The following is a 19,855-nucleotide window of genomic DNA, read 5'->3' as shown; positions in this document are numbered from 1 at the left end:
CTGGTGCATGACGCACCTGCCCCAGCCCCTGCATGATTGGTTCGCCGCCAGAGGCTGGGAGATTCACCCGCATCAGCAAGCGATGCTCGATGCCGCACACGCGCCGTCGACCTTGCTTATTGCCCCCACGGGGGGCGGCAAAACCATGGCGGGCTTCTTGCCCACGCTCGCCGATCTGCACGCATCCCCACGCCGTGGGCTTCACACGCTCTACATCTCGCCACTCAAAGCATTAGCCGCTGATATCAAACGGAATCTCCGAACGCCCGTGGACGAGATCGGCATGGATATCCGCATCGAGGATCGCAGCGGCGACACCACCTATACCCAGAAGCGCAAGCAACGCGCGGACCCGCCGCACATCCTGCTCACCACCCCTGAAAGTCTGGCATTGCTTCTCAGTTACGAAGACGCGCCGCGCATCTTCAACGAGTTGCAGCGCGTCGTGGTCGACGAAATCCATGCCCTTGCTGAAAGCAAACGTGGCGACCAGCTCATGCTTGGTCTCAGCCGCCTGCAAGCCCTTGCACCAGACCTGCGCCGTGTGGGCCTAAGCGCCACTGTCGAGGACCCCGAAGCCATCGCCAGCTTTCTCGCGCGTCATCCGCAGCCCACCAAGATCATCCACGCGGACCCCGGCCCTGCCCCCGATATCTCCATGCTGGAAACGGAAACGGCCCCTCCATGGTCTGGTGGTGGTGGGCGATACGCCATCCCCGCTGTGCTGGAGCAGGTGAAACGCCACAACACAACGCTGATCTTCCACAACACCCGCGCGCAGGCAGAGATTTTCTTCCACCACCTCTGGCTCGCCAACGAAGACCAGTTGCCCATCGGCATCCACCACGGCTCCCTCGCCCGCGAGCAGCGCATGAAGGTGGAACAAGCGATGGTCGAGGGCAGCCTAAAGGCCATTGTCTGCACTGGCAGCCTTGATCTGGGCATTGATTGGGGCGACGTCGATCTCGTGATCCAGATCGGCGCTCCGAAAAACGTCAAACGCCTCGTGCAGCGCATTGGCCGCGCCAATCACCGCTATAACGCACCATCCAAAGCGTTGCTCGTACCCGCAAACCGCTTCGAAATCGTCGAATGCAAAGCCGCCCTTGATGCGGTGAAGGAACACGACCTGGACGGGGAGCCGCGAAGCACAGGCCCGCGCGACGTCTTGTGCCAGCACATTTTGGCCAGCGCCGCGTCCGGCCCGTTTGCTGCCGATGATCTTTACAGGGAAGTCACAACCGCAGGCCCATATGCCAAGCTGACCCGCGACGATTTCGACCGCTGTCTCGATTTCTGTGCAACCGGCGGCTACGCGTTGCGCGCCTATGACCGCTATCAGCGCATTGTGGAGCGCGACGGTAAATGGCAACTCCGCGACCCGCGATCTGCCGCTCAAATCCGCATGAATATCGGCACGATCATCGACACTGAAATGCTGAAAGTCCGGCTTAAAGGGCGTCGTGGCGGGTCCGCTTTGGGCGAGGTCGAAGAAGCCTTTGCCTCGACATTAAGCCAAGGTGATACGTTCCTGATCGGCGGCCAGATCGTGCGCTACGAAGGCCTGAACGAGATGACGGTCGAGGTCACCCGCCGCGCATCCGACAACCCGAAGGTCGCGGTCTTCTCCGGCACCAAATTCGCCAACACCACGCAACTCAGCCAGCGCATTATGCGGCTCTTGCAGCAAGACAGCTGGCCCGACCTGCCCGCCCACACGGCCCAATGGCTGACCCTGCAACGCGAGCGCTCAAAATTGCCCGAGCCTTCGCGACTACTCATCGAAAGTTTCCCGCAAGACAGCCGCGAGTATACTGTCATCTACGGCTTCGCCGGACGCAACGCGATGCAGACACTGGGGCTTCTTCTGACCCAACGGATGGAAGAACAGGGCCTCGACCCGCTCGGGTTTCTGGCAACCGATTACGCCACCATGATCTGGAGCTTGCAACCCGTCACCGACCCTACCCCCTTGTTTAAAATAGACAACCTGCGGCAGGGATTGGAGGACTGGTTGGCTGGAAACGCCGTGATGAAGCGAACCTTTCGCGCCTCCGCCATAATCTCCGGCCTCATTGACCGCATGACGCAAGGCAAACGCAAATCCGGCAGGCAGGCCACGTTTTCCTCTGACATCCTGTATGACACGCTGCGCAAATATGATCCCGACCACCTCATGCTCGACATCACGCGGGAAGAAGCGATGAAGGGCCTCATCGACTTCGGCCGCATCGAGGAAATGATCACCAGAACCCGCGGCGCAATTGATCATCTTCAGCTGGACCGCGTCACCCCGCTGGCAGCCCCCCTCTTTCTGGAAATCGGGCGCGTCCCGATCAAAGGCGCGGCAGAAGAGCGGCTTATGGCCGAAGAAGCGTCGCTATTGATGGCAAAGGCTGGTCTGGAATGAAGCCGTTTTCATTTTGCAGGGCCGACCTCGTGGCCCTCCCCTCCGGCGCACTTCTCTGGCCCGCGCAAAAACTACTGACCGTCTCCGATCTCCACCTTGGTAAGTCGGAACGTATCGCGCGCCGCAGCGGCCAGATGCTCCCCCCCTACGAGACAATCGACACGCTGACGCGCCTGCAAACCGATCTGGATGCCCATAGGCCTGAACATGTCATCTGTCTTGGCGACAGCTTTGACGATCTGGAAGCCGGCGCGCATATGCCCGAAAATATCACCGACTGGATCACGCGGCTAATGGCTGGCCGAAGCTGGACATGGATCGAAGGCAACCACGACCCGGGGCCGTTGAACCTTGGTGGCAGCCACCGGGCGCAACAACAGATCTTCCCCCTGACCTTCCGTCATATCGCCGAGCCAGCCCCTGCATCGGGTGAGGTCTCGGGCCATTACCACCCCAAAGCCAGCTTGCGCACACGCGGGCGCAGCGTCACACGGCCCTGTTTCCTGTATGATCAGACGCGCCTGATCCTGCCCGCTTACGGCACCTATACTGGCGGCTTGCGCACGAATGCGGCCACCCTGCAATCGCTGATGGCACAGGATTCCCGCGCCATTCTCATCGGTGCATCAGCGGTGGAAATCCCGATGCCACGCAGCTAGGCTTTCAAAAAACTCCGGAGCCCTCATGCCATCCCCCCCGCGCAATCCCGACTATGAAACCACGGTGAAGGACAGCTTCGCGCGTCAGGCCATGATGGCCACAGCCGGGGCATCTCTCAGCAAAGTGTCCGCTGGGCAGTGCATAATAACCGCCCCGATCCGCGCGTCCATGACGCAGCAGCACGGATTCGGCCACGCAGCTTTAACCTTCGCATTGGGCGACAGTGCCGCGGGTTATGCCGCCCTCACGCTCATGGAAAAGGGGCAAGAGGTTCTGACCTCCGAGATGAAGATAAATCTGCTCGCACCGGCCAAGGGCCATCACCTCAAAGCGGTCGGGCGTGTCTTGAAGGCGGGGCGTCGGTTGGTTGTGGTGCAATCGGATGTCTACGCAATCGACGGCGAAGTGGAGACCCACATCGCCGCCCTGCAAGGCACCATGGTGCCGGTTTAAGCGGTCAGGCCTTCCGGCTCCGGCAACCCGTTGGCACGGCAACACGCGGTCAGGGTGTTGGCAAGCAGACAAGCAATCGTCATTGGTCCGACGCCGCCTGGAACCGGTGTGATCGCGCCAGCAACAGCCGCCGCGCTTTCATAATGCACGTCCCCGACAAGGCGGGTCTTGCCCTCGCCTTTTTCAGGCGCGTCGAGACGGTTGATGCCGACATCGATCACCGTCGCGCCCGGTTTGATCCAGTCACCCGGCACCATTTCAGGGCGCCCCACAGCGGCCACGACAATATCAGCGCGGCGCACCACATCGGGCAAATCCTTCGTACGGGAATGTGCAATCGTCACCGTGCAGCTATCCCCCAGAAGCAGCTGCGCCATAGGCTTGCCAACAATGTTAGAGCGCCCGACAACAACCGCGTCCAAGCCAGAAAGAGACCCGTGGTGGTCGCGCAGCATCATCAGACACCCCAATGGCGTACAGGGCACCATCGACTTCTGACCGGTGCCCAAAAGTCCGACATTGGAGATATGAAACCCGTCCACATCCTTGGCCGGATCAATCGAGTTGATCACCAGATCTTCGTTCAAATGCTTCGGCAACGGAAGTTGCACCAGAATGCCGTGGATCGACGCGTCTTCATTCAGCGACTTGATGACGGCCAGCAGGTCCGCCTCAGACGTGTCCGCATCCAACCGATGCTCGACCGACTTCATGCCAACTTCCACGGTCATCTTGCCTTTGGAGCGCACGTAAACTTCGCTTGCCGGGTCTTCGCCCACCAGAACGACCGCCAATCCCGGCACAAGGTCGTGATCGGCTCTTAACTTGCTCACACCTTCCGCGACTTGCCCGCGCACCTTGGCCGCAAAAGCCTTTCCGTCAATTACCTGTGCGCTCATGCCCGCAGTCTCCCTATTGATTTCAACACCCGCAACACGCGCGGGAAGCAGCCAAAGCTGCGACGCGGGCGTGGCGGCCTCGATGGCCGCTACGCCCGCACCATGTCTTAGAACAAGCCTTCGATTTCACCCGCGTCGTTTAGCATAATCGCTTCGGCGGACGGAACCCTCGGCAGGCCCGGCATGGTCATGATCTCGCCGCAGACGACAACGACAAAACCCGCACCTGCTGACAGTCGTACTTCACGCACTGGCAAGGAATGGCCAACCGGCGCGCCGCGCAGGTTCGGGTCGGTCGAGAACGAGTACTGCGTCTTCGCCATACACACCGGCAGGTGGCCATATCCGGCCTCTTCCCACTGGCGCAGCTGGTCGCGGATTTTCTTGTCCGCCAGAACCTCGTCAGCGCGGTAAATGCGCTTGGCAATGACTTCTATTTTCTCGATCAACCGCAGGTCGTCGGAATATAGCGGTGCGAATTGCGACGCTCCGCTATCGGCAATTTCCGCCACGCGGGTTGCCATTTCCTTGATCCCTTCGGAGCCATGCGCCCAGTGTTTGCACAAGATCGCTTCCGACCCTTGCGCTTCGACATAGGTCTTTACCGCAGCCACTTCCGCCTCGGAGTCGCCTGAGAAATGGTTGATCCCGACGACAACCGGCACGCCGAAGGATTTGACGTTCTCGATATGGCGTCCAAGGTTGGAGCAGCCCGCCTTCACCGCGTCCACATTCTCTTCTGCCAGATCGGCTTTCGCCACGCCGCCATTCATTTTCATCGCCCGAACCGTCGCGACCAGAACCACGCAGTCAGGCGCAAGCCCGGCTTTGCGGCACTTGATGTTCATGAACTTCTCGGCGCCCAAATCAGCCCCGAACCCTGCTTCGGTGACCACGTAATCGGCAAGCTTCAACGCTGTGGTGGTCGCCACTACCGAGTTACAGCCATGCGCGATATTGGCGAAGGGGCCGCCATGTACGAAGGCCGGATTGTTTTCCAGCGTCTGCACAAGGTTAGGCTGCATCGCTTGTTGCAGAAGCACCGTCATAGCACCGTCCGCCTTGATATCGCGGCAATAGATCGGAGAGCGGTCACGGCGATAGGCCACAATGATATCCCCCAGACGCTTTTGCAAATCGTCCAGATCAAGCGCCAAGCACAGGATTGCCATAACTTCGGAGGCCACGGTGATGTCGAACCCCGTCTGACGCGGGAAGCCGTTGGCAACCCCGCCCAGTGACGTCACACAATCGCGCAGCGCACGGTCGTTCATGTCCAGAACCCGTTTCCACACTACGCGGCGTTCGTCGATTTCCAGCTCGTTGCCCCAGTAAATATGGTTGTCGATCATCGCTGACAACAGGTTATGCGCCGAAGTGATCGCGTGGAAATCGCCCGTAAAGTGCAGGTTCATTTCTTCCATCGGCACGACTTGCGCGTACCCGCCACCAGCGGCCCCGCCCTTCATCCCGAAACACGGACCCAGCGAGGCTTCGCGAATACAGATCGCAGCCTTCTTGCCGATTGCATTCAGGCCGTCACCAAGACCTACGGTCGTTGTGGTCTTACCCTCACCGGCGGGTGTCGGGTTGATCGCGGTCACAAGGATCAGCTTGCCGTCTTTCTTGCCGCGCTGAGCGGCGATGAACTCTGCCGACACCTTTGCCTTGTCGTGGCCAAAGGGCAGAAGGTCCGCTTCCGGAATGCCCAGCTTGGCGCCGATCTCTTGGATCGGGCGTTTTTTGGCCTCGCGGGCAATCTCGATATCGGTCTTGAAACTCATGGTCTGTCTCCCCTTGGCCCGCGCAAAAACGCAATGGCTCGATTGTGTACCATCGCCTATATCGGGGACGCGGCCAGTCTCATCCCGCGTTTCCGACATTTATGACCCCGGAATCGGCCTCAACGGGATAATGCGTTTCTCATCGGAACGACTTTTGCCAATCATGCCCTCAATCCCCCTTCGGGCTCCACGCTCTTTGGTCCGGGATGTGCAAGCTAACGGTATCACCCACGCGCAGCAGACCTTCCCGCTCGACCCAAGCCGTCACTCCGCGGCGGTCTTTGGCAGCGGCTTTGAACGCGCGACCATGGCCCGGCGCATCTTCGTCGATAACGGGACTGGGCAAATGACAGGGGCGGTTTTCCATGTCGACCGTCAGGGTGGTGCCATCTTGCGTTTGCAATCGCGAGGATGGCGGGATGTGGGTGAAATCCGAAATGCCTTCGATCACGATGTTCGCGCCGCACCATTCCGGATTGAACCGCGCCACCCCGATCTCTGCCGCGACGGCCGCCATTTCTTCCGCCGACACGATACAAAGCTGCCGCGTGTTCTTGATTGGTGTCCCTTTGGGATATTGCGTCGAGACACGGCTGCAGGACGGGCGGGTCAGCCCGCCATGATCTTCACCGTCAATGCCTTCGAACCTGGCTTCAACTTCGGCCAAAGGGCTGGACCGCAACGCATCCGCCCTGCTCTCCACGCGCCCCAACCAGATGATGGTGCCAGTGTGTTCGGTCTTTTTCAAAGCAGGCATGCGGTCGGTATCCAATCAAATTGTCCGGCGACAATGGGCGACGGGGCAAAAGGCGTCCAGTCAAACTCTGTGACATCCTGCATCACAAGAAAACGCCCCACCAATTGGCAGGGCGTTCATTCGTCTTATGGGTGTGATCCAGCCTTACGAAGAAGGCTCCGGCTCCATGCCACCATCAGATTTTGGTGTTTTGGGTTTCCGTGTCTTCGGGATCGCCGCAACAGAGGTCGTACCGCTGCTTGGCGTATCATCTTCTTCGTCATCACCTCGGTTCAGCGGCTGACCGGCAACCACTTTGGCGATTTCGGATCCAGTGAGAGTTTCATACTCCAACAGCCCCTGCGCCAGCCGTTCCCATTCTTCCTTCTTTTCCGTCAGAATGCGTTTGGCGGTCTGATATCCTTCGTCGACCAGTTCTTTTACCTTCTGGTCAATGATCTTCTGAGTTTCTTGCGAGTGGCTCGTGCCACCCCCATAAGGGCCCAAATGGGACTGCTGCTCATTCGCGTAATCGACATGGCCCAACTCTTCGGAGAACCCGAACTGCGTGACCATCGCACGCGCGATTTTCGACACTTGCTGGATATCCGAGGTCGCACCAGAGGTGACGTTCTCAGGACCAAACTTCAGCTCTTCCGCAACCTTACCGCCCATCGCCATTGCGATTTTCGACGTGTACTTGGTTTTGGAAACTGACAACTGATCGCGCTCCGGCAAGCTCATCACCAGACCCAAGGCACGTCCGCGCGGGATAATTGTCGCTTTGTGGATCGGGTCATGCTGCGGAACGTTGAGCCCCACAATCGCGTGCCCGGCCTCGTGATAGGCCGTCAGCATTTTTTCGTCCTCGGTCATCACCATGGAGCGGCGCTCCGCCCCCATCATGACCTTGTCTTTGGCATTCTCGAAGTCTTCCATTGTCACAAAGCGACGCCCGATGCGGGCCGCCATGAGCGCGGATTCGTTCACAAGGTTCGCCAGATCGGCACCCGAGAACCCGGGCGAGCCGCGCGCAATGATGCGCAAATCAACATCAGGGCCAAGCGGCACCTTGCGCGCATGCACGCGCAGGATTTTTTCGCGACCTTTGATATCCGGATTCGGCACCTGAACCTGACGGTCGAAACGACCAGGGCGCAGCAATGCAGGGTCCAGAACGTCAGGACGGTTGGTTGCGGCCACGATGATGATGCCTTCATTGGCTTCAAAACCGTCCATCTCAACCAGCAGTTGGTTCAAAGTCTGTTCGCGCTCGTCGTTGCCGCCGCCATAGCCAGCCCCGCGGGAGCGACCAACAGCGTCAATCTCGTCAATAAACACGATGCAGGGTGCATTCTTTTTCGCCTGCTCGAACATATCACGAACGCGTGAAGCGCCCACACCGACGAACATTTCCACGAAGTCGGAGCCGGAAATGGTGAAAAACGGCACGCCAGCTTCGCCGGCAACAGCACGCGCCAGAAGCGTTTTACCAGTCCCGGGAGGGCCGACCAGCAAAGCACCTTTCGGGATCTTTCCACCAAGGCGCGAGAACTTCTGCGGGTTGCGCAGGAATTCGACGATCTCTTCCAAATCATCCTTCGCCTCGTCGATGCCAGCCACGTCGTCAAACGTCACGCGGCCTTGCTTTTCAGTCAGCAATTTGGCCTTCGATTTGCCGAAGCCCATGGCCCCGCCTTTGCCGCCACCCTGCATCCGGTTCATGAAGAAAATCCAGATGCCGATGATTACGAGGAAGGGCAGCAGCGTGCCAACATAAGCCAGAATACCGTTTTGTTCCTGACGCTTGGCCTCAACAGCGACCTTGTTCTCTAGCAGAACAGGGGTCACATCCACGCCTTCAGGCTTGATCGTGGCAAAGCGTTCATTGCCGGATTGGATGATGATGTTCTCGCCATCCAAAGTCACTTGGCTCACATCGCCGGACTCAACTCGCGAAATGAAATCCGAATAGGAAATCATGCGGGAATCTGCGGCGCTCTGCCCACCGTTGAACAGGTTGAAAAGAGCGAGGATCAATAAAAACAGTACGACCCAAAAAGCGATGTTTCTCGCGTTGCCCAAGAGAGTTCTCCTAAATCAGCTCGGCTTTGACGCAGACACTTACGCCACTTACAGCCGTTGGTGTTAAAATAGGGATAAGTGGCGCATGTTCAATGCGATAAAACGAACTCTAGGTACTCACAGTCATGTTGTCGCAGCGTTAGGCTCCAATTGTTGTCCCATCCGGCCAAAGGGGCCGCCATTAACCTGTCGCCCTCCCACACCGATGGCGAGGCAAGCACCGAAGCGCGAGGCAATCCGGTATCGCGCCAGCTGACCGCGCATTGAGCCAATCCTGCCTCTCCCAAAGCCCGAATTTCAGTGGTTTTGCTATGCGGACCGGCCACGCTCCATCGCTGGTCCCAAACCTCGGTCGAAGGTACACGAAGCTCCGCAACCGCGTTCAATTCCCGCCCGACCCGAAGCTCCGCGTCGTTGGACGTGATCACGCAGCCATGCAGCACGGATTTCTGGCGCAAATCTGCCAGTACCCGCATCGTTTTCGCACCGCGCGGCGGATAATCCTGTCCCGCAACGAATTGCAAAGCCGAATTGAGCAATCTGCGCTGCGACTCAGGTGACTTTGCCTCCAGCCAGTGAAGGTCAAAACACAGGTCGCCCCGATCCAGCCGGACATGGCCTTCCACCTCGGCGGCAAGTTCAGCGTTCAAATCGCGGCGGGTCGCTTGCAGGTTGCTTAGGGACATCTCGATTTGCTCGGTGGCGATACCTGCGGCTTCCAGCGCGCTCATGCTCTGACGCACCTGAATACGTTGGTAGCCGGGGTCGTCATTGCTCGGATCATCACACCAGTTGATCCCCGCACCGCGCAACATATCGCGCAATTCCGACCGGCGGGCATGAAGCAAGGGGCGATGAAACGCGACGCCTTTGCGCGAAAACGAAGGCTGCATACCAGACAACCCGTCCAAACCCGCCCCTCGCGCCAGACCCATCAGAAATGTTTCGATGTTGTCGTCGGCAGTATGCCCAAGCGCCACGCTGCCCAGTCCAGCCTCGGCAGCCCAATCGGACAGCAACCGGTAGCGACCCCGCCGCGCCTGATCTTGCAGGTTGCCGGTCCCGTCCCAGTGCCAGTGCAACTCATCGTGGCTAACACCACGGATCGCGCAATACGCGGCGACGGCCTGCGCCTCTGCTTCGGCTTCATCGCGAAGATTGTGGTTCACAGTGGCGACCCGAACCGGCACGCCGGCCTGCAGCAACATATACAGCAACGCCATGCTGTCGCCGCCGCCAGAGACGGCAACGCCCAGAACGCTGTCCGGTTTTAATGAGGTAAGGAAGTTTTCAGGAAGCGCTGCGGCGGTCACTGGCAGCCAAGATTGCGCATCGACGAGTTCGCAGGAAGCACCTGATCCGATCCCGGATAGCGCACGCCAACTTCTTGCAACATCAGGCAGGCCTCTTCCGCTTGGCCCAGCTCGTATAAGGCAAGTCCCAAACGGAACAACGCCTCTGGCGCGCGCGGGGCATCAGGCGAGCCGGAGAAACTTTCCAGATAGGAGCGTGCCGCGTTGTTCCAGTCACCCGATTGCGCCAGCGCCTGTCCACGCAAGAAATAGGCGTCGGCGGCTAGAGGCCCCCCCGGGTAGGATTCATTAAAGGCCGCAAACTGCTCCGCGGCGCCGCGAAAGTCACCGGCTGCGAGCGCCTCCTGCGCCCGCTCGAAGTCGGCTTTCTCGGATATGGCCAGTTCTGCACCGCCCGTGTCAGGCGAGGCGGTCGGCGCAACTGCGACAGGCGCTGTGCCGGTGTCACCACCTAAAGTCGGGGTTTCTCCAAGCGAACCAAGATCGCAGCCCGCTTCCAATTCGCACAGACGGAATTCCAGATCGCCCACGCGGTTGGTGCCGTCGGTCACAACACGATTAATCCGGTTCTCAAGGTCTTCGGCCTTGGAGGTCAGCTTCGCCAAGGACGCCTCGATAATGTCGATGCGTTGCAATGTGTCACCGGTGATCGTCAAACCACCGGTGTTGCCGCTCGACACTTCAGAGCGCAGCTGAACCAGCGCAGCATTCAGCTGCCCCAACTCCGCGCGAATATCCGCAAGGCTCGAATCTTGCGCGGCCAGCGGCCCCACACTCAGAGCGAAACTCAAACACATCAGAACCTTGCGCATAACTTTATCCTATCAGCTGCCAACACCAGCAGCGATCACTGTCACCGCACGGCGGTTCTTCGCATAGCATTCTTCTGTTGAACAGACCGCAAGCGGGCGCTCCTTGCCGAAGGTCACCGTGCGCAGGCGGTTGTCCGCAACGCCGTTCGCCACAAGGTAGTCACGGGCGGCGGCGGCACGGCGAGCGCCCAGCGCAAGGTTATACTCGCGCGTGCCCTGCTCGTCGGCGTGGCCTTCAATGATCGCGGTATAGGTCGTGTTGTTGTTCAGCCAGTTGGCCTGTTGGCTCAACGTGGTGCGGGCGGTGTCGTTGATTGTGGACTGGTCCACGGCAAACAACACTTTGTCACCGATGGTCTGGTTGAAATAGGCCGGGCTATTTGCGTCCAAAGCGGAGCTGGAAATTCCGCCGTTATCTAGACCGCCAGCGCCTGCACCGGCACCATTGCCGCTGCGGTCAAACGGGCTTTTGGCACAAGCGGCCAGCGCCAGCGTGGTGGTTAGCACTACAACCTTGGTAAACGTCTTCATGGGGTTTGATCCTTATCGGTCATTATATGTTAGCTCGATTGCGCCGAACTTAGCATGTGCGCGGCGCAAAGGGAATCTCACGGTTTATTTCAGCAGCGGTGACCAACTTGGGTCCGAAGCCTGCGCTTGTACGGCCTTCAGGTTGCGCCCCGAAATATCCACCGAATACAGCGTTGACGACCCGCCAGAGCCCGCCGTTTCACGGGTGAACATGATCACACGGCCATTCGGCGACCATGTCGGGCCTTCATCCAGGAACGAGGCCGTCAGCAGCCGCTCACCCGACCCGTCGGTGCGCATCACACCGATGTGGAAACGGCCACGGTTTTGCTTGGTGAAGGCGATCAGGTCACCACGCGGTGACCATACGGGCGTGCCATAACGGCCCTGCCCGAAGGAAATCCGTGTCGCCTCGCCACCACCGGCGTTCATCACATAAAGCTGCTGGGTGCCGGAGCGGTCACTCTCGAACACGATCTGCGTGCCGTCTGGCGAATAGCTGGGTGCGGTCTCGATCGCGGGACTGGAGGTCAGCTGCGTGCGCTGCCCGCTATCCAGATTCAGCTTGTAAATATCCGTGTTGGACCCTGTGGTCAGCGAGAACACGACATCCTGCCCATTCGGCGCGAAACGCGGCGCAAAGCTCATCGTGCCTGGCTGGTCTTGCAGCACACGACGCCCGACCGAAGCCACGTCCAACACATAAATCTTCGGGAACCCGCTCTCGTAGGAGGTATAAATCACGCGGTCGCCATTGGGTGAGAAACGCGGTGCCAAAACAATCGCCTGTGCATCGGTCAGGAATTGCTGGTTGGCCCCGTCATAGTCCATGATGCCAAGGCGTTTCAGGCGAGCATTTTTCGGACCGGTTTCAGACACGTACACGACGCGGCTATCAAAATAGCCGCCCTCGCCGGTGATCCGCGAATACACAGCGTCCGCCACCTTATGCGCCATGCGACGCCATCCATTGGTTGAGCCGACAAATTGCAGCCCCTCACCCATCTGGTCCTCGGAGAACACGTCAAACAGACGGAACTTCACGACGATCTGCCCGTCGCCCGTTGTCGTCACAGCTCCGGTGATCAGCGCTTGTGCGTTGATCGCCTTCCAGTCCGCGTATTGGACAGGGCTGTCAAAGCTGGTGATCTGGCTGATGAACGCATCTTGGCTGATCGCGCGGAACAGGCCGGAGCCTTGCAAGTCCGACGACACAACCGCCGCCAGATCGCGGGCATATTGGTCCGCACCCGCAGACTCAGCGATGAAAGCAGGCGCTGCAAATGGCAGCGGCTCGATATTGGGGCTGTCCAACTCGATGCGCAAAGGTTCGGCCTGCGCGGCAGCGACCGCCATCACAAACGCAAGACAGGTGAGAAGCATCTTCATCATGGTCTTATCCTTTCACGCAGACGGTACATTGCAAGGCGTTCTCGCCCTGCGTGGTTGCACTTCGGCGTATTTGCGCCATTTTGGTCATCTGATTTCTTTCTTCGTCGCGTTGAAGCTTACTTCCACTTCACGCCATTGGTCATATTTGTCGAGGGGAAGGTTGTACCCGCTTGCCCCGCAACGGATAATTGCACGGCGAGCGGCCTCATAGGCTTTCTCCACCGCGACACCGCTGCCACCCGTGGACGAGATCATCCGGATCGAGCCCACAATCGGTTTTGCATTTTGCTCCATCTGAAAGCCGACAACCACGGAAACCGCCAAGGCATCCGTGCCCAACGCGCCGACATTCCAGCATTTCTGAATACCCAGTATGAAGGTGCCTTTTTCAGACCGCGTGATCGGAGACGACGTGCCGCCACCGGGATTGGCGTTGTCCGCCACGGCGGTCGACGTGTTCGCCTCCGCCACCGCGTTCGCAATGCTATCTGCAAGGCTCGGTGCTTCGCTGGGGGTTTCGGTCGGTGTTTCGGCCACTTGCGGCGCAGGGCGCGCGGGCGGCTTTGGCTTGCGGCCGGGCCGCGTCGATTTGGTCGGCGCAGAGGTCGACGGCTCGTCCGCTTCGGTCACGATCTCGGTCGTGGCCTCTTCACGGGCAGTCTCTTCCTGGGCCTCTTCCACGGGGGTCGGCTCCGCCGCGGGCGCAGTCGCCGCTTGGTCCGTTTCGCCTATGGCCACCTCTGGATCGGGCTGCTCGACCACCTCCTCGGCGATCCGCTCCGCAGGGCGCGGAACAGGCACGGCATCAGGCACGATCAAGGTCGCCCCCGGATCGCCATCCACATCGGGCGCTTCTGGTTGCTCTGGAACCACGGGTGCCTCGACAGGTTCCGCAGGTTCGGGGATCACAGGCTCGGGCTCAGGTGCGACCTCTTCGACCGGACGCGGGGTCGGCGGCGGCGCGCTTGGTGTCTCCGGCTCCACGGCGGGGGCCGGTTGGTCGACGTCAGCAGGCACTTCCGGCGCGGGCGGCAATTCCCCTTCACCCGGGGATTGGGCCTGCATGGACGCAAATTCTTCGCCCGAGATAATCGAGACGTTGCTGACCTTCACTTCGAAATCCGTGTCCCGCGCAACGAAAAGCCCCCCTACGATCAGGTAGAGGATGAAGGCCGCATGGCCTGCGCCGGAAACATATGTGCCGGTATTTGGGGACATGCGCATGCGCGCCTACCCGCCCTGCCCGTCAAGAGAGGGGCCGCCGGTATCTGTCACCAAACCAATGTTGGAAAAGCCACCCTTGTTGAGCGCCCCCATCACCTGCACGACCCGCTCGTAAGGGATCGAGCCATCGGCCCGCAGGAAAACCTTGTCGTCATTCCGCTCGGCAGCAATCGCGCGCAGGCGGCCAATCAACGCGTCATCCTCGATCGGTGTATTCTGGATCGACAACTGCCCGTCCGCCTCGACGGTAATGGTCAGCGGTTCCTCCTGCTCCGTCGGCAGGGCTGAAGCTGCGGTCTTCGGCAACTCCACCGGCACGCCTACGGTCAACAACGGGGCCGCCACCATGAAGATGATCAGCAACACCAGCATCACATCGACGAAGGGCGTGACGTTGATCTCTGACATAGGCTTGGAGCCGCCCTTACGCCGCTTGCCCCGACGCCCGCCCGAAGACGCGCCTTGTTGAACGCTTCCAACCATGGTTCAAGCGTCCAGTTGACGTGACAGGATGGTGGTAAACTCGTCGGCAAATGCCTCGTAGCCCGACATGATGCGGTCCGAGTCGGCGCTGAGCTTGTTGTAGAAAATAACTGCCGGAATAGCCGCGACCAGACCCAGTGCCGTGGCGACCAGCGCTTCTGCGATACCAGGGGCCACAACCGCCAAGTTGGTGCTTTGCGAGATCGCAATTTGCTCGAACGCGTGTTTGATGCCCCAAACCGTGCCGAACAGTCCGATGAACGGGGCTGTCGCACCCGTAGTCGCCAAGAAGCCCAAACCGTAGTTCAGTTTTTCTTCCTGCTTGGAAATCGCAACATCCATCGAGCGGTCAATCCGCGCGGTGGCCCCCGCGATCAGCTGGCCGTCGTCGCGGTGCGAGCGTCGCCATTCGCTCATGCCTGCGGCAAAAATCTTCTGCGCCGCCCCGTCGGGATCAGCACCCACCTTGTCGAACAGCTCGTCCAACGGTTCGCCCGACCAGAACAGGCGGTCGAATTCCTCTGCCTCGCGGCGTGCCGCGCGGTAGTTGATAAACTTCTGAACGATGATCGCCCAGCCCCAGAACGAGGCCCCGATCAGCATCAGCATGACTATTTTAACAGTTGGTGTTGCCCGCCAGAAAAGCGCCGTGACTGAAAAGTCCACGTCGCTGGCTAGGCCGATTGCCTCAGCTTCCATAAAACCCGCTCGCCTTGTTTATTACCGCTTTGTGCGGCTTGATTGGCTGTAGAATAGCCGCAACGGAACCGCATTGCTACATTCCACGCAACAAGGGCATAAAAATTCCCGTTACCGTTGCATCAATTGGCGAATATCCGCCGGAAGGCGGTGCGGGCGGCCATCTGCGCCCAAGCAAACAAGCGTTACCACCGATTTGAACAGCGTCTCGTCACCACGGCTGACATCTTGCGTGAGCGTGATCCGCGCGGCCGTTATGTCCTGCACGTCCGTTGTCACGCTCAAGACGTCGTCAAATTTCGCAGGGGACAGGTAGTCCGCCTCGACCCGCCGCACGGCGAAAACAATCCCCTGCTCCGCTTTCAGCGCCACCTGATCCACGCCGATCCCGCGCACCCATTCGCTGCGGGCGCGCTCAATGAACTTCAGGTAGTTGGCGTAATAGACGATGCCCGCAAGGTCGGTGTCCTCGTAATACACACGCAGTGAAAAGCTATGTGGCATCAGATGCCCCCGCCGCAAGCAACGCCCCGACGCGCGCGGCCATCCGCAGCGCGTGGGATGCATCATCTGCCGCCACAGGCATCACCGGATCGTAGGCGGCACGGATCACATTCGCGACGTCCGGTTTCAGGATCGCCACATTGTCGCCTGTCAGTGCCAAGGGCGAACTTGTGGCAAAAGCCGCGTCCGACCACAGCAGAATCGACTGCACAGCTTGGCCCAAACATAAGGTATCCGCTGGCAGCTCCGACAATGCCGCATCCATTCGCAGAAATACAAAGCAGGCTTTGATCCCTCCGGCCTCGTCAAAGCGGAACAGCCGGTACTGATTGGCGTCCGCGCTCTTCAACCGGCCCACCAACGGCCCCAACTCAGGGATCAGGCGGTCCAGATTGGGGGTATCTGCCAGCTCCTGCCAGTCGCGCACGAAAAACACCATGAAGTTGGAGCCCAGTTCAGGATCCGTCTCCGCCATCTCGTGTTTGGCCAATCGGCACACGGCCTCGATGGCACCCTTCAAGATAGACACCGCGCTGTCCTCTACTCCGAAGGCGACGGGTGCAACGGGCCGCCCCCAACGGGCAAACTGGTAGGTTCCGTCCGCGCGGGTGAACAGCTTGGTCACCACCTCGGGCGAGGTCTCGTGCATCATGGCATTCTCCATCTCAATAGCGACGCGATAACGGGGTCTGCAAATTGCTGGTCACCCGCAAAGACAATAGGCCCGCCACGATCATAAAAGATCGCAAATGGGGCACCGTCACTGATCCGCAACGCCCAAGCCGCTGCTGCGCTATTGCACATATGTGCCTGGCAGGCGCGGCCAACGACCCAGCCGCCCTCCTGCTTCGTGTCACCCGGACCGGACATCCTGCGGTTCAGCTCGTCCATATTTTGTGGCGTTAACACACGAGCAAACCGCGTCTGCTCGCTCGGGTCTTGCGTCAGGTGTTGTGGATGCTGGCCCAGCCAGCGCGTCACGGCCTGTCCCGCTCCAGCCGCGGGCGCGGTCGCCTCTGCCACCGCCACTTGGCTCAGCTGCGCCCCGTCAAAGCGAAAGGTTTGATACGCCACCCGTGGCGCGGGGTCGGAGATATCAAGCTCCAACGCGTCAGGCGTCACCCGAACGTCAATTGGCCTGCCACGGCAAACCCCGAACTCATCCGTGCGCACCGCTGCACCTGCCGTCAGCATAATCGCGACCTGCGCACCGCCGCCGCACATATTGCCACCATGTATGGACGACAACACGGCCCAGTCCTGTCCGCCGCCTTGCACCGCCCAGACACCATCAATGGAAAAGGAGTGGTTCTCGATCCCAAGATCAGAGCCGTTGAATAGCACCCGCTGAAAACCCCGAGGCCCCACCACCTGTAACAGCCCGAAGCGGGTCTGCGCTTGGTCATAGCCACCCATTAGGTAGTCCGCCGCAGCAGCATTGCTCCAAATCGCAAAGAGAAAAGCAACAACGTACCGCATAGCGTCAGCCTTCAAACAAGTCGTTTCGCATCGTCGGCGCGTCGAGCCCCAGATGGGTCCACGCCTTTTGCGCCAGCATCCGCCCGCGCGGGGTGCGCTGGATCAGACCTTGTTGCAGCAGGTAAGGCTCGATCACCTCTTCCAGCGCGTCGCGGCTCTCGGACAGGGCCGCCGACATGGTCTCGATACCCACCGGCCCGCCCTGGTAGTTCTCGGCGACCAGCCGCAAGTAGCGCCGGTCCGCCCCGTCGAGGCCCAGATGGTCCACGCCCAGCCGCGTCAATGCACTGTCCGCCAGCGCGCGCGTAATCTTCCCGCCGCCCTCAACCACGGCAAAATCCACGACCCGCCGCAGCAACCGCCCCGCAATTCGCGGCGTGCCGCGTGCGCGGCGTGCGATCTCCAACGCGCCGTCGTCTTCCGTTGGCACGCCCAACAGCCGCGCGCCGCGGCGCACGATTTCATGCAACTCGCTCTCGGTGTAAAACTGCAAACGGGTCGGGATGCCAAAGCGGTCGCGCAAGGGCGTCGTCAACAAACCCAGCCGCGTGGTGGCGCCTACCAGCGTGAAAGGTTGCAGCTCGATGCGCACGGTGCGCGCCGCAGGCCCCTCGCCAATCACCAGATCCAGCTCGAAATCCTCCAAGGCGGGATACAGGATTTCCTCTACCACAGGGTTGAGCCGGTGAATCTCGTCGATGAACAGCACGTCGCGGGCTTCCAGATTGGTCAGGATCGCCGCCAGATCGCCCGCCTTGGCCAGCACAGGGCCAGAGGTCATCCGGAAATTCACCCCCAACTCGCGCGCCATGATCTGCGCCAGCGTGGTTTTCCCCAAACCGGGCGGGCCGTGAAACAGCGTGTGGTCCATCGCCTCGCCGCGCGTTTTGGCGCTTTCGATGAACACCCGCAGGTTCGCCCGCGCCTCCGCCTGCCCGATGAATTCATCAAGGCCTTGAGGCCGCAACGCGCGGTCCGCGTCTCCCGGCCTCGCCTCAGGGCGCAGTGTTGGGTCAGGTTCGTTCATATACATCTCTATGCCGCAGGGCGGTGCGTTCTTCCAGAGGAAGGTTCACCGCTCACTCCTTCGGGGCCAGCAGTTTCAATGCGGTACGGATCAGCGCGGGCGTCTCGGCCGCCCCGTCTCCGGCGGCTTGCGCCACAGCACTGGCCGCGTCCCCGTGGGCATAGCCGAGGTTGATCAAGGCCGACAACGCCTCCGCCTGCGACGACGCGCTCGAGGTGGTAACACGTTCTATCACGTCATCATTCACGTCATCATTCTCAGGCGCTGCGACGACCGTGCCTTGTGCTGCGGCCAAGCTGCCACCCATCGCCATGACTTTCGGCGCTTTGTCCTTCAGCTCCAGCACAACCTTTTGCGCGGTCTTGGGTCCGATCCCCTTGGCCGCCTTGATCGCGTTCCAGTCACCCAGTGTCACCGCCCGCGATACGCCATCCGGCCCCAGTGTCGACAGGATCGCCATCGACGCCTTCGCGCCGACGCCCTGCACCGTTATCAACATCCGGTGCCATTCCTTCTCGATCAAGGTGGTGAAGCCGAACAATTGCAGCAGGTCCTCGCGTACCAGCAATTCCGTAAACAGCGACACGGCTTCACCCGGGCCGGGCAACACCGCCATCGTGCGCTCCGAGCAGTAAACCATGTAGCCGACCCCGCCGACATCGATCAAAACATGATCCGTCGCGCGGTAATCCAGACGCCCCGAGAGTTTGCCGATCATGCCCCTGCCCTCGCCAATGCTGCGCTTAATGTGTTGCCGGTGCGGGCGTGAAAGGCGTGGCACAAGGCAATCGCCAAGGCATCCGTCGCATCCGGCCCCGTCAGAACCACCCCCGGCAGCTGCATCTTCACCATATGCGCCACTTGGAGCTTGTCTGCATGGCCGACGCCCACAACGGTCTTCTTGATCTTGTTCGGGGCATATTCGCCAATGCTCAGCCCCGCTTGCGCAGGCACCAACATCGCGATGCCGCGCGCTTGACCCAATTTCAGGGTCCCCGCGCCGTCCTTGTTAACAAAGGTCTGCTCCACGCCAGCCGTGTCGGGCATAAACTGCCTGAATACTTCGGTAAGCTGGCTGTGCAGGCTCAACAGTCGCGCCCCAAGCTCGGTGCCCGTCGAGGAATGGCAGGTGCCATTCGCAACATGCGAAATCCGCGATCCGTCAGTGTCGATCACCCCCCAACCAAGGTTTCTCAACCCCGGGTCAATCCCTATGACGCGCATGTCCTGCTCATTTTTTGTTGTTCTTTCGCCACAAGTAGCACGAAACAAGAACATTTGCCAAGATGATACGTGCAGGGCCGATTTAATCAACTTTCACCCAGTTCGCCCGAAACGCCGTATCTGGAGTCCAAAATCGCCGC

The 19,855-nt window shown here is 60.2% G+C and carries 20 protein-coding genes; 3 read left to right on the top strand and 17 right to left on the bottom strand.

The window, feature by feature from the left end; translation table 11 throughout:
* Positions 1-7: 7 nt before the first annotated feature.
* The 3 genes from BUB72_RS08300 to BUB72_RS08290 are packed head-to-tail and all read left to right on the top strand — an operon-like array spanning position 8 to position 3,523.
* A complete protein-coding gene (locus BUB72_RS08300) occupies positions 8-2,410 on the top strand; it encodes a ligase-associated DNA damage response DEXH box helicase (RefSeq protein ID WP_073142710.1) in 2,403 nt (800 codons plus the stop codon).
* Positions 2,407-3,069 (top strand): ligase-associated DNA damage response endonuclease PdeM, encoded by a 663-nt coding sequence (gene pdeM, locus BUB72_RS08295; protein ID WP_073142707.1) that lies wholly within the window; start codon positions 2,407-2,409, stop codon positions 3,067-3,069. Before BUB72_RS08300 ends, pdeM begins: the two co-directional genes overlap by 4 nt.
* 25 nt (positions 3,070-3,094) lie before the next feature.
* Positions 3,095-3,523, top strand: a complete 429-nt coding sequence (locus BUB72_RS08290) for a PaaI family thioesterase (RefSeq protein WP_073142705.1) — start codon at positions 3,095-3,097, stop codon at positions 3,521-3,523.
* On the opposite strand, the gene folD is transcribed toward BUB72_RS08290, so the two are convergent.
* From folD to ruvC, 17 genes are all read right to left on the bottom strand, one after another.
* Positions 3,520-4,422 carry a bifunctional methylenetetrahydrofolate dehydrogenase/methenyltetrahydrofolate cyclohydrolase FolD gene (gene folD, locus BUB72_RS08285; protein WP_073142702.1) on the bottom strand — a complete coding sequence of 301 codons (903 nt, stop codon included), beginning with the start codon at positions 4,420-4,422 and terminating at the stop codon, positions 3,520-3,522. The genes BUB72_RS08290 and folD overlap by 4 nt on opposite strands.
* Before the next feature lie 107 nt (positions 4,423-4,529).
* Positions 4,530-6,206 carry a formate--tetrahydrofolate ligase gene (locus tag BUB72_RS08280; RefSeq protein ID WP_073142700.1) on the bottom strand — a complete coding sequence of 559 codons (1,677 nt, stop codon included), beginning with the start codon at positions 6,204-6,206 and terminating at the stop codon, positions 4,530-4,532.
* A 169-nt stretch (positions 6,207-6,375) separates the two neighbouring features.
* Positions 6,376-6,963 carry an MOSC domain-containing protein gene (locus tag BUB72_RS08275; RefSeq protein ID WP_073142697.1) on the bottom strand — a complete coding sequence of 196 codons (588 nt, stop codon included), beginning with the start codon at positions 6,961-6,963 and terminating at the stop codon, positions 6,376-6,378.
* Between the two features lie 144 nt (positions 6,964-7,107).
* Entirely contained in the window at positions 7,108-9,027 is a 1,920-nt protein-coding gene (gene ftsH / locus BUB72_RS08270) for an ATP-dependent zinc metalloprotease FtsH (RefSeq protein WP_073142695.1), read from the bottom strand.
* A gap of 89 nt (positions 9,028-9,116) precedes the next feature.
* Positions 9,117-10,340, bottom strand: coding sequence for a tRNA lysidine(34) synthetase TilS (gene tilS, locus BUB72_RS08265; protein ID WP_073142692.1), 1,224 nt, complete (start codon positions 10,338-10,340; stop codon positions 9,117-9,119).
* Entirely contained in the window at positions 10,337-11,152 is an 816-nt protein-coding gene (ybgF, locus tag BUB72_RS08260) for a tol-pal system protein YbgF (protein ID WP_073142690.1), read from the bottom strand. The genes tilS and ybgF overlap by 4 nt, the downstream gene beginning before the upstream one ends.
* Positions 11,153-11,164: 12 nt before the next feature.
* Positions 11,165-11,683 (bottom strand): peptidoglycan-associated lipoprotein Pal, encoded by a 519-nt coding sequence (gene pal, locus BUB72_RS08255; protein WP_073142687.1) that lies wholly within the window; start codon positions 11,681-11,683, stop codon positions 11,165-11,167.
* 84 nt (positions 11,684-11,767) lie between these two features.
* Entirely contained in the window at positions 11,768-13,075 is a 1,308-nt protein-coding gene (gene tolB / locus BUB72_RS08250) for a Tol-Pal system beta propeller repeat protein TolB (RefSeq protein ID WP_073142685.1), read from the bottom strand.
* Positions 13,076-13,159: 84 nt separating this feature from the next.
* On the bottom strand, positions 13,160-14,299 hold the full coding sequence (locus BUB72_RS08245; protein ID WP_073142683.1) for a hypothetical protein: 1,140 nt from the start codon (positions 14,297-14,299) through the stop codon (positions 13,160-13,162).
* A gap of 6 nt (positions 14,300-14,305) precedes the next feature.
* Complete coding sequence (gene tolR, locus BUB72_RS08240) at positions 14,306-14,782, bottom strand: protein TolR (RefSeq protein ID WP_073142681.1); 477 nt, start codon at positions 14,780-14,782, stop codon at positions 14,306-14,308.
* 3 nt (positions 14,783-14,785) lie between these two features.
* On the bottom strand, positions 14,786-15,481 hold the full coding sequence (gene tolQ / locus BUB72_RS08235) for a protein TolQ (protein WP_073142679.1): 696 nt from the start codon (positions 15,479-15,481) through the stop codon (positions 14,786-14,788).
* A 111-nt stretch (positions 15,482-15,592) separates the two neighbouring features.
* Positions 15,593-15,985 (bottom strand): tol-pal system-associated acyl-CoA thioesterase, encoded by a 393-nt coding sequence (gene ybgC, locus BUB72_RS08230; protein ID WP_073142676.1) that lies wholly within the window; start codon positions 15,983-15,985, stop codon positions 15,593-15,595.
* Positions 15,975-16,637, bottom strand: a complete 663-nt coding sequence (locus BUB72_RS08225; protein WP_073142674.1) for a hypothetical protein — start codon at positions 16,635-16,637, stop codon at positions 15,975-15,977. The genes ybgC and BUB72_RS08225 overlap by 11 nt, the downstream gene beginning before the upstream one ends.
* Positions 16,634-17,464, bottom strand: coding sequence for a hypothetical protein (locus BUB72_RS08220; protein WP_073142672.1), 831 nt, complete (start codon positions 17,462-17,464; stop codon positions 16,634-16,636). Before BUB72_RS08220 ends, BUB72_RS08225 begins: the two co-directional genes overlap by 4 nt.
* A 4-nt stretch (positions 17,465-17,468) precedes the next feature.
* Positions 17,469-18,491, bottom strand: coding sequence for a Holliday junction branch migration DNA helicase RuvB (gene ruvB / locus BUB72_RS08215; protein ID WP_073142670.1), 1,023 nt, complete (start codon positions 18,489-18,491; stop codon positions 17,469-17,471).
* 52 nt (positions 18,492-18,543) lie between these two features.
* Positions 18,544-19,209: a Holliday junction branch migration protein RuvA gene (ruvA, locus tag BUB72_RS08210; protein WP_073142668.1), complete on the bottom strand. Its 666-nt coding sequence runs from the start codon at positions 19,207-19,209 to the stop codon at positions 18,544-18,546.
* Positions 19,206-19,715: a crossover junction endodeoxyribonuclease RuvC gene (gene ruvC / locus BUB72_RS08205; RefSeq protein WP_073142666.1), complete on the bottom strand. Its 510-nt coding sequence runs from the start codon at positions 19,713-19,715 to the stop codon at positions 19,206-19,208. The genes ruvA and ruvC overlap by 4 nt, the downstream gene beginning before the upstream one ends.
* Positions 19,716-19,855: the final 140 nt, after the last annotated feature.

Source organism: Litoreibacter ascidiaceicola (genome assembly GCF_900129235.1).
Taxonomy (GTDB): Bacteria; Pseudomonadota; Alphaproteobacteria; order Rhodobacterales; family Rhodobacteraceae; genus Litoreibacter; species Litoreibacter ascidiaceicola.
This window is presented reverse-complemented; position numbering and strand designations above follow the sequence as displayed.

Coding starts and splice junctions, on each gene's coding strand:
- BUB72_RS08300 (WP_073142710.1), top strand. CDS start 8: ATGACGCACCTGCCCCAGCCCCTGCATGATTGGTTCGCCGCCAGAGGC.
- pdeM (WP_073142707.1), top strand. CDS start 2,407: ATGAAGCCGTTTTCATTTTGCAGGGCCGACCTCGTGGCCCTCCCCTCC.
- BUB72_RS08290 (WP_073142705.1), top strand. CDS start 3,095: ATGCCATCCCCCCCGCGCAATCCCGACTATGAAACCACGGTGAAGGAC.
- folD (WP_073142702.1), bottom strand. CDS start 4,422: ATGAGCGCACAGGTAATTGACGGAAAGGCTTTTGCGGCCAAGGTGCGC.
- BUB72_RS08280 (WP_073142700.1), bottom strand. CDS start 6,206: ATGAGTTTCAAGACCGATATCGAGATTGCCCGCGAGGCCAAAAAACGC.
- BUB72_RS08275 (WP_073142697.1), bottom strand. CDS start 6,963: ATGCCTGCTTTGAAAAAGACCGAACACACTGGCACCATCATCTGGTTG.
- ybgF (WP_073142690.1), bottom strand. CDS start 11,152: ATGCGCAAGGTTCTGATGTGTTTGAGTTTCGCTCTGAGTGTGGGGCCG.
- pal (WP_073142687.1), bottom strand. CDS start 11,683: ATGAAGACGTTTACCAAGGTTGTAGTGCTAACCACCACGCTGGCGCTG.
- tolB (WP_073142685.1), bottom strand. CDS start 13,075: ATGATGAAGATGCTTCTCACCTGTCTTGCGTTTGTGATGGCGGTCGCT.
- BUB72_RS08245 (WP_073142683.1), bottom strand. CDS start 14,299: ATGCGCATGTCCCCAAATACCGGCACATATGTTTCCGGCGCAGGCCAT.
- tolR (WP_073142681.1), bottom strand. CDS start 14,782: ATGGTTGGAAGCGTTCAACAAGGCGCGTCTTCGGGCGGGCGTCGGGGC.
- tolQ (WP_073142679.1), bottom strand. CDS start 15,481: ATGGAAGCTGAGGCAATCGGCCTAGCCAGCGACGTGGACTTTTCAGTC.
- ybgC (WP_073142676.1), bottom strand. CDS start 15,985: ATGCCACATAGCTTTTCACTGCGTGTGTATTACGAGGACACCGACCTT.
- BUB72_RS08225 (WP_073142674.1), bottom strand. CDS start 16,637: ATGATGCACGAGACCTCGCCCGAGGTGGTGACCAAGCTGTTCACCCGC.
- BUB72_RS08220 (WP_073142672.1), bottom strand. CDS start 17,464: ATGCGGTACGTTGTTGCTTTTCTCTTTGCGATTTGGAGCAATGCTGCT.
- ruvB (WP_073142670.1), bottom strand. CDS start 18,491: ATGAACGAACCTGACCCAACACTGCGCCCTGAGGCGAGGCCGGGAGAC.
- ruvA (WP_073142668.1), bottom strand. CDS start 19,209: ATGATCGGCAAACTCTCGGGGCGTCTGGATTACCGCGCGACGGATCAT.
- ruvC (WP_073142666.1), bottom strand. CDS start 19,715: ATGCGCGTCATAGGGATTGACCCGGGGTTGAGAAACCTTGGTTGGGGG.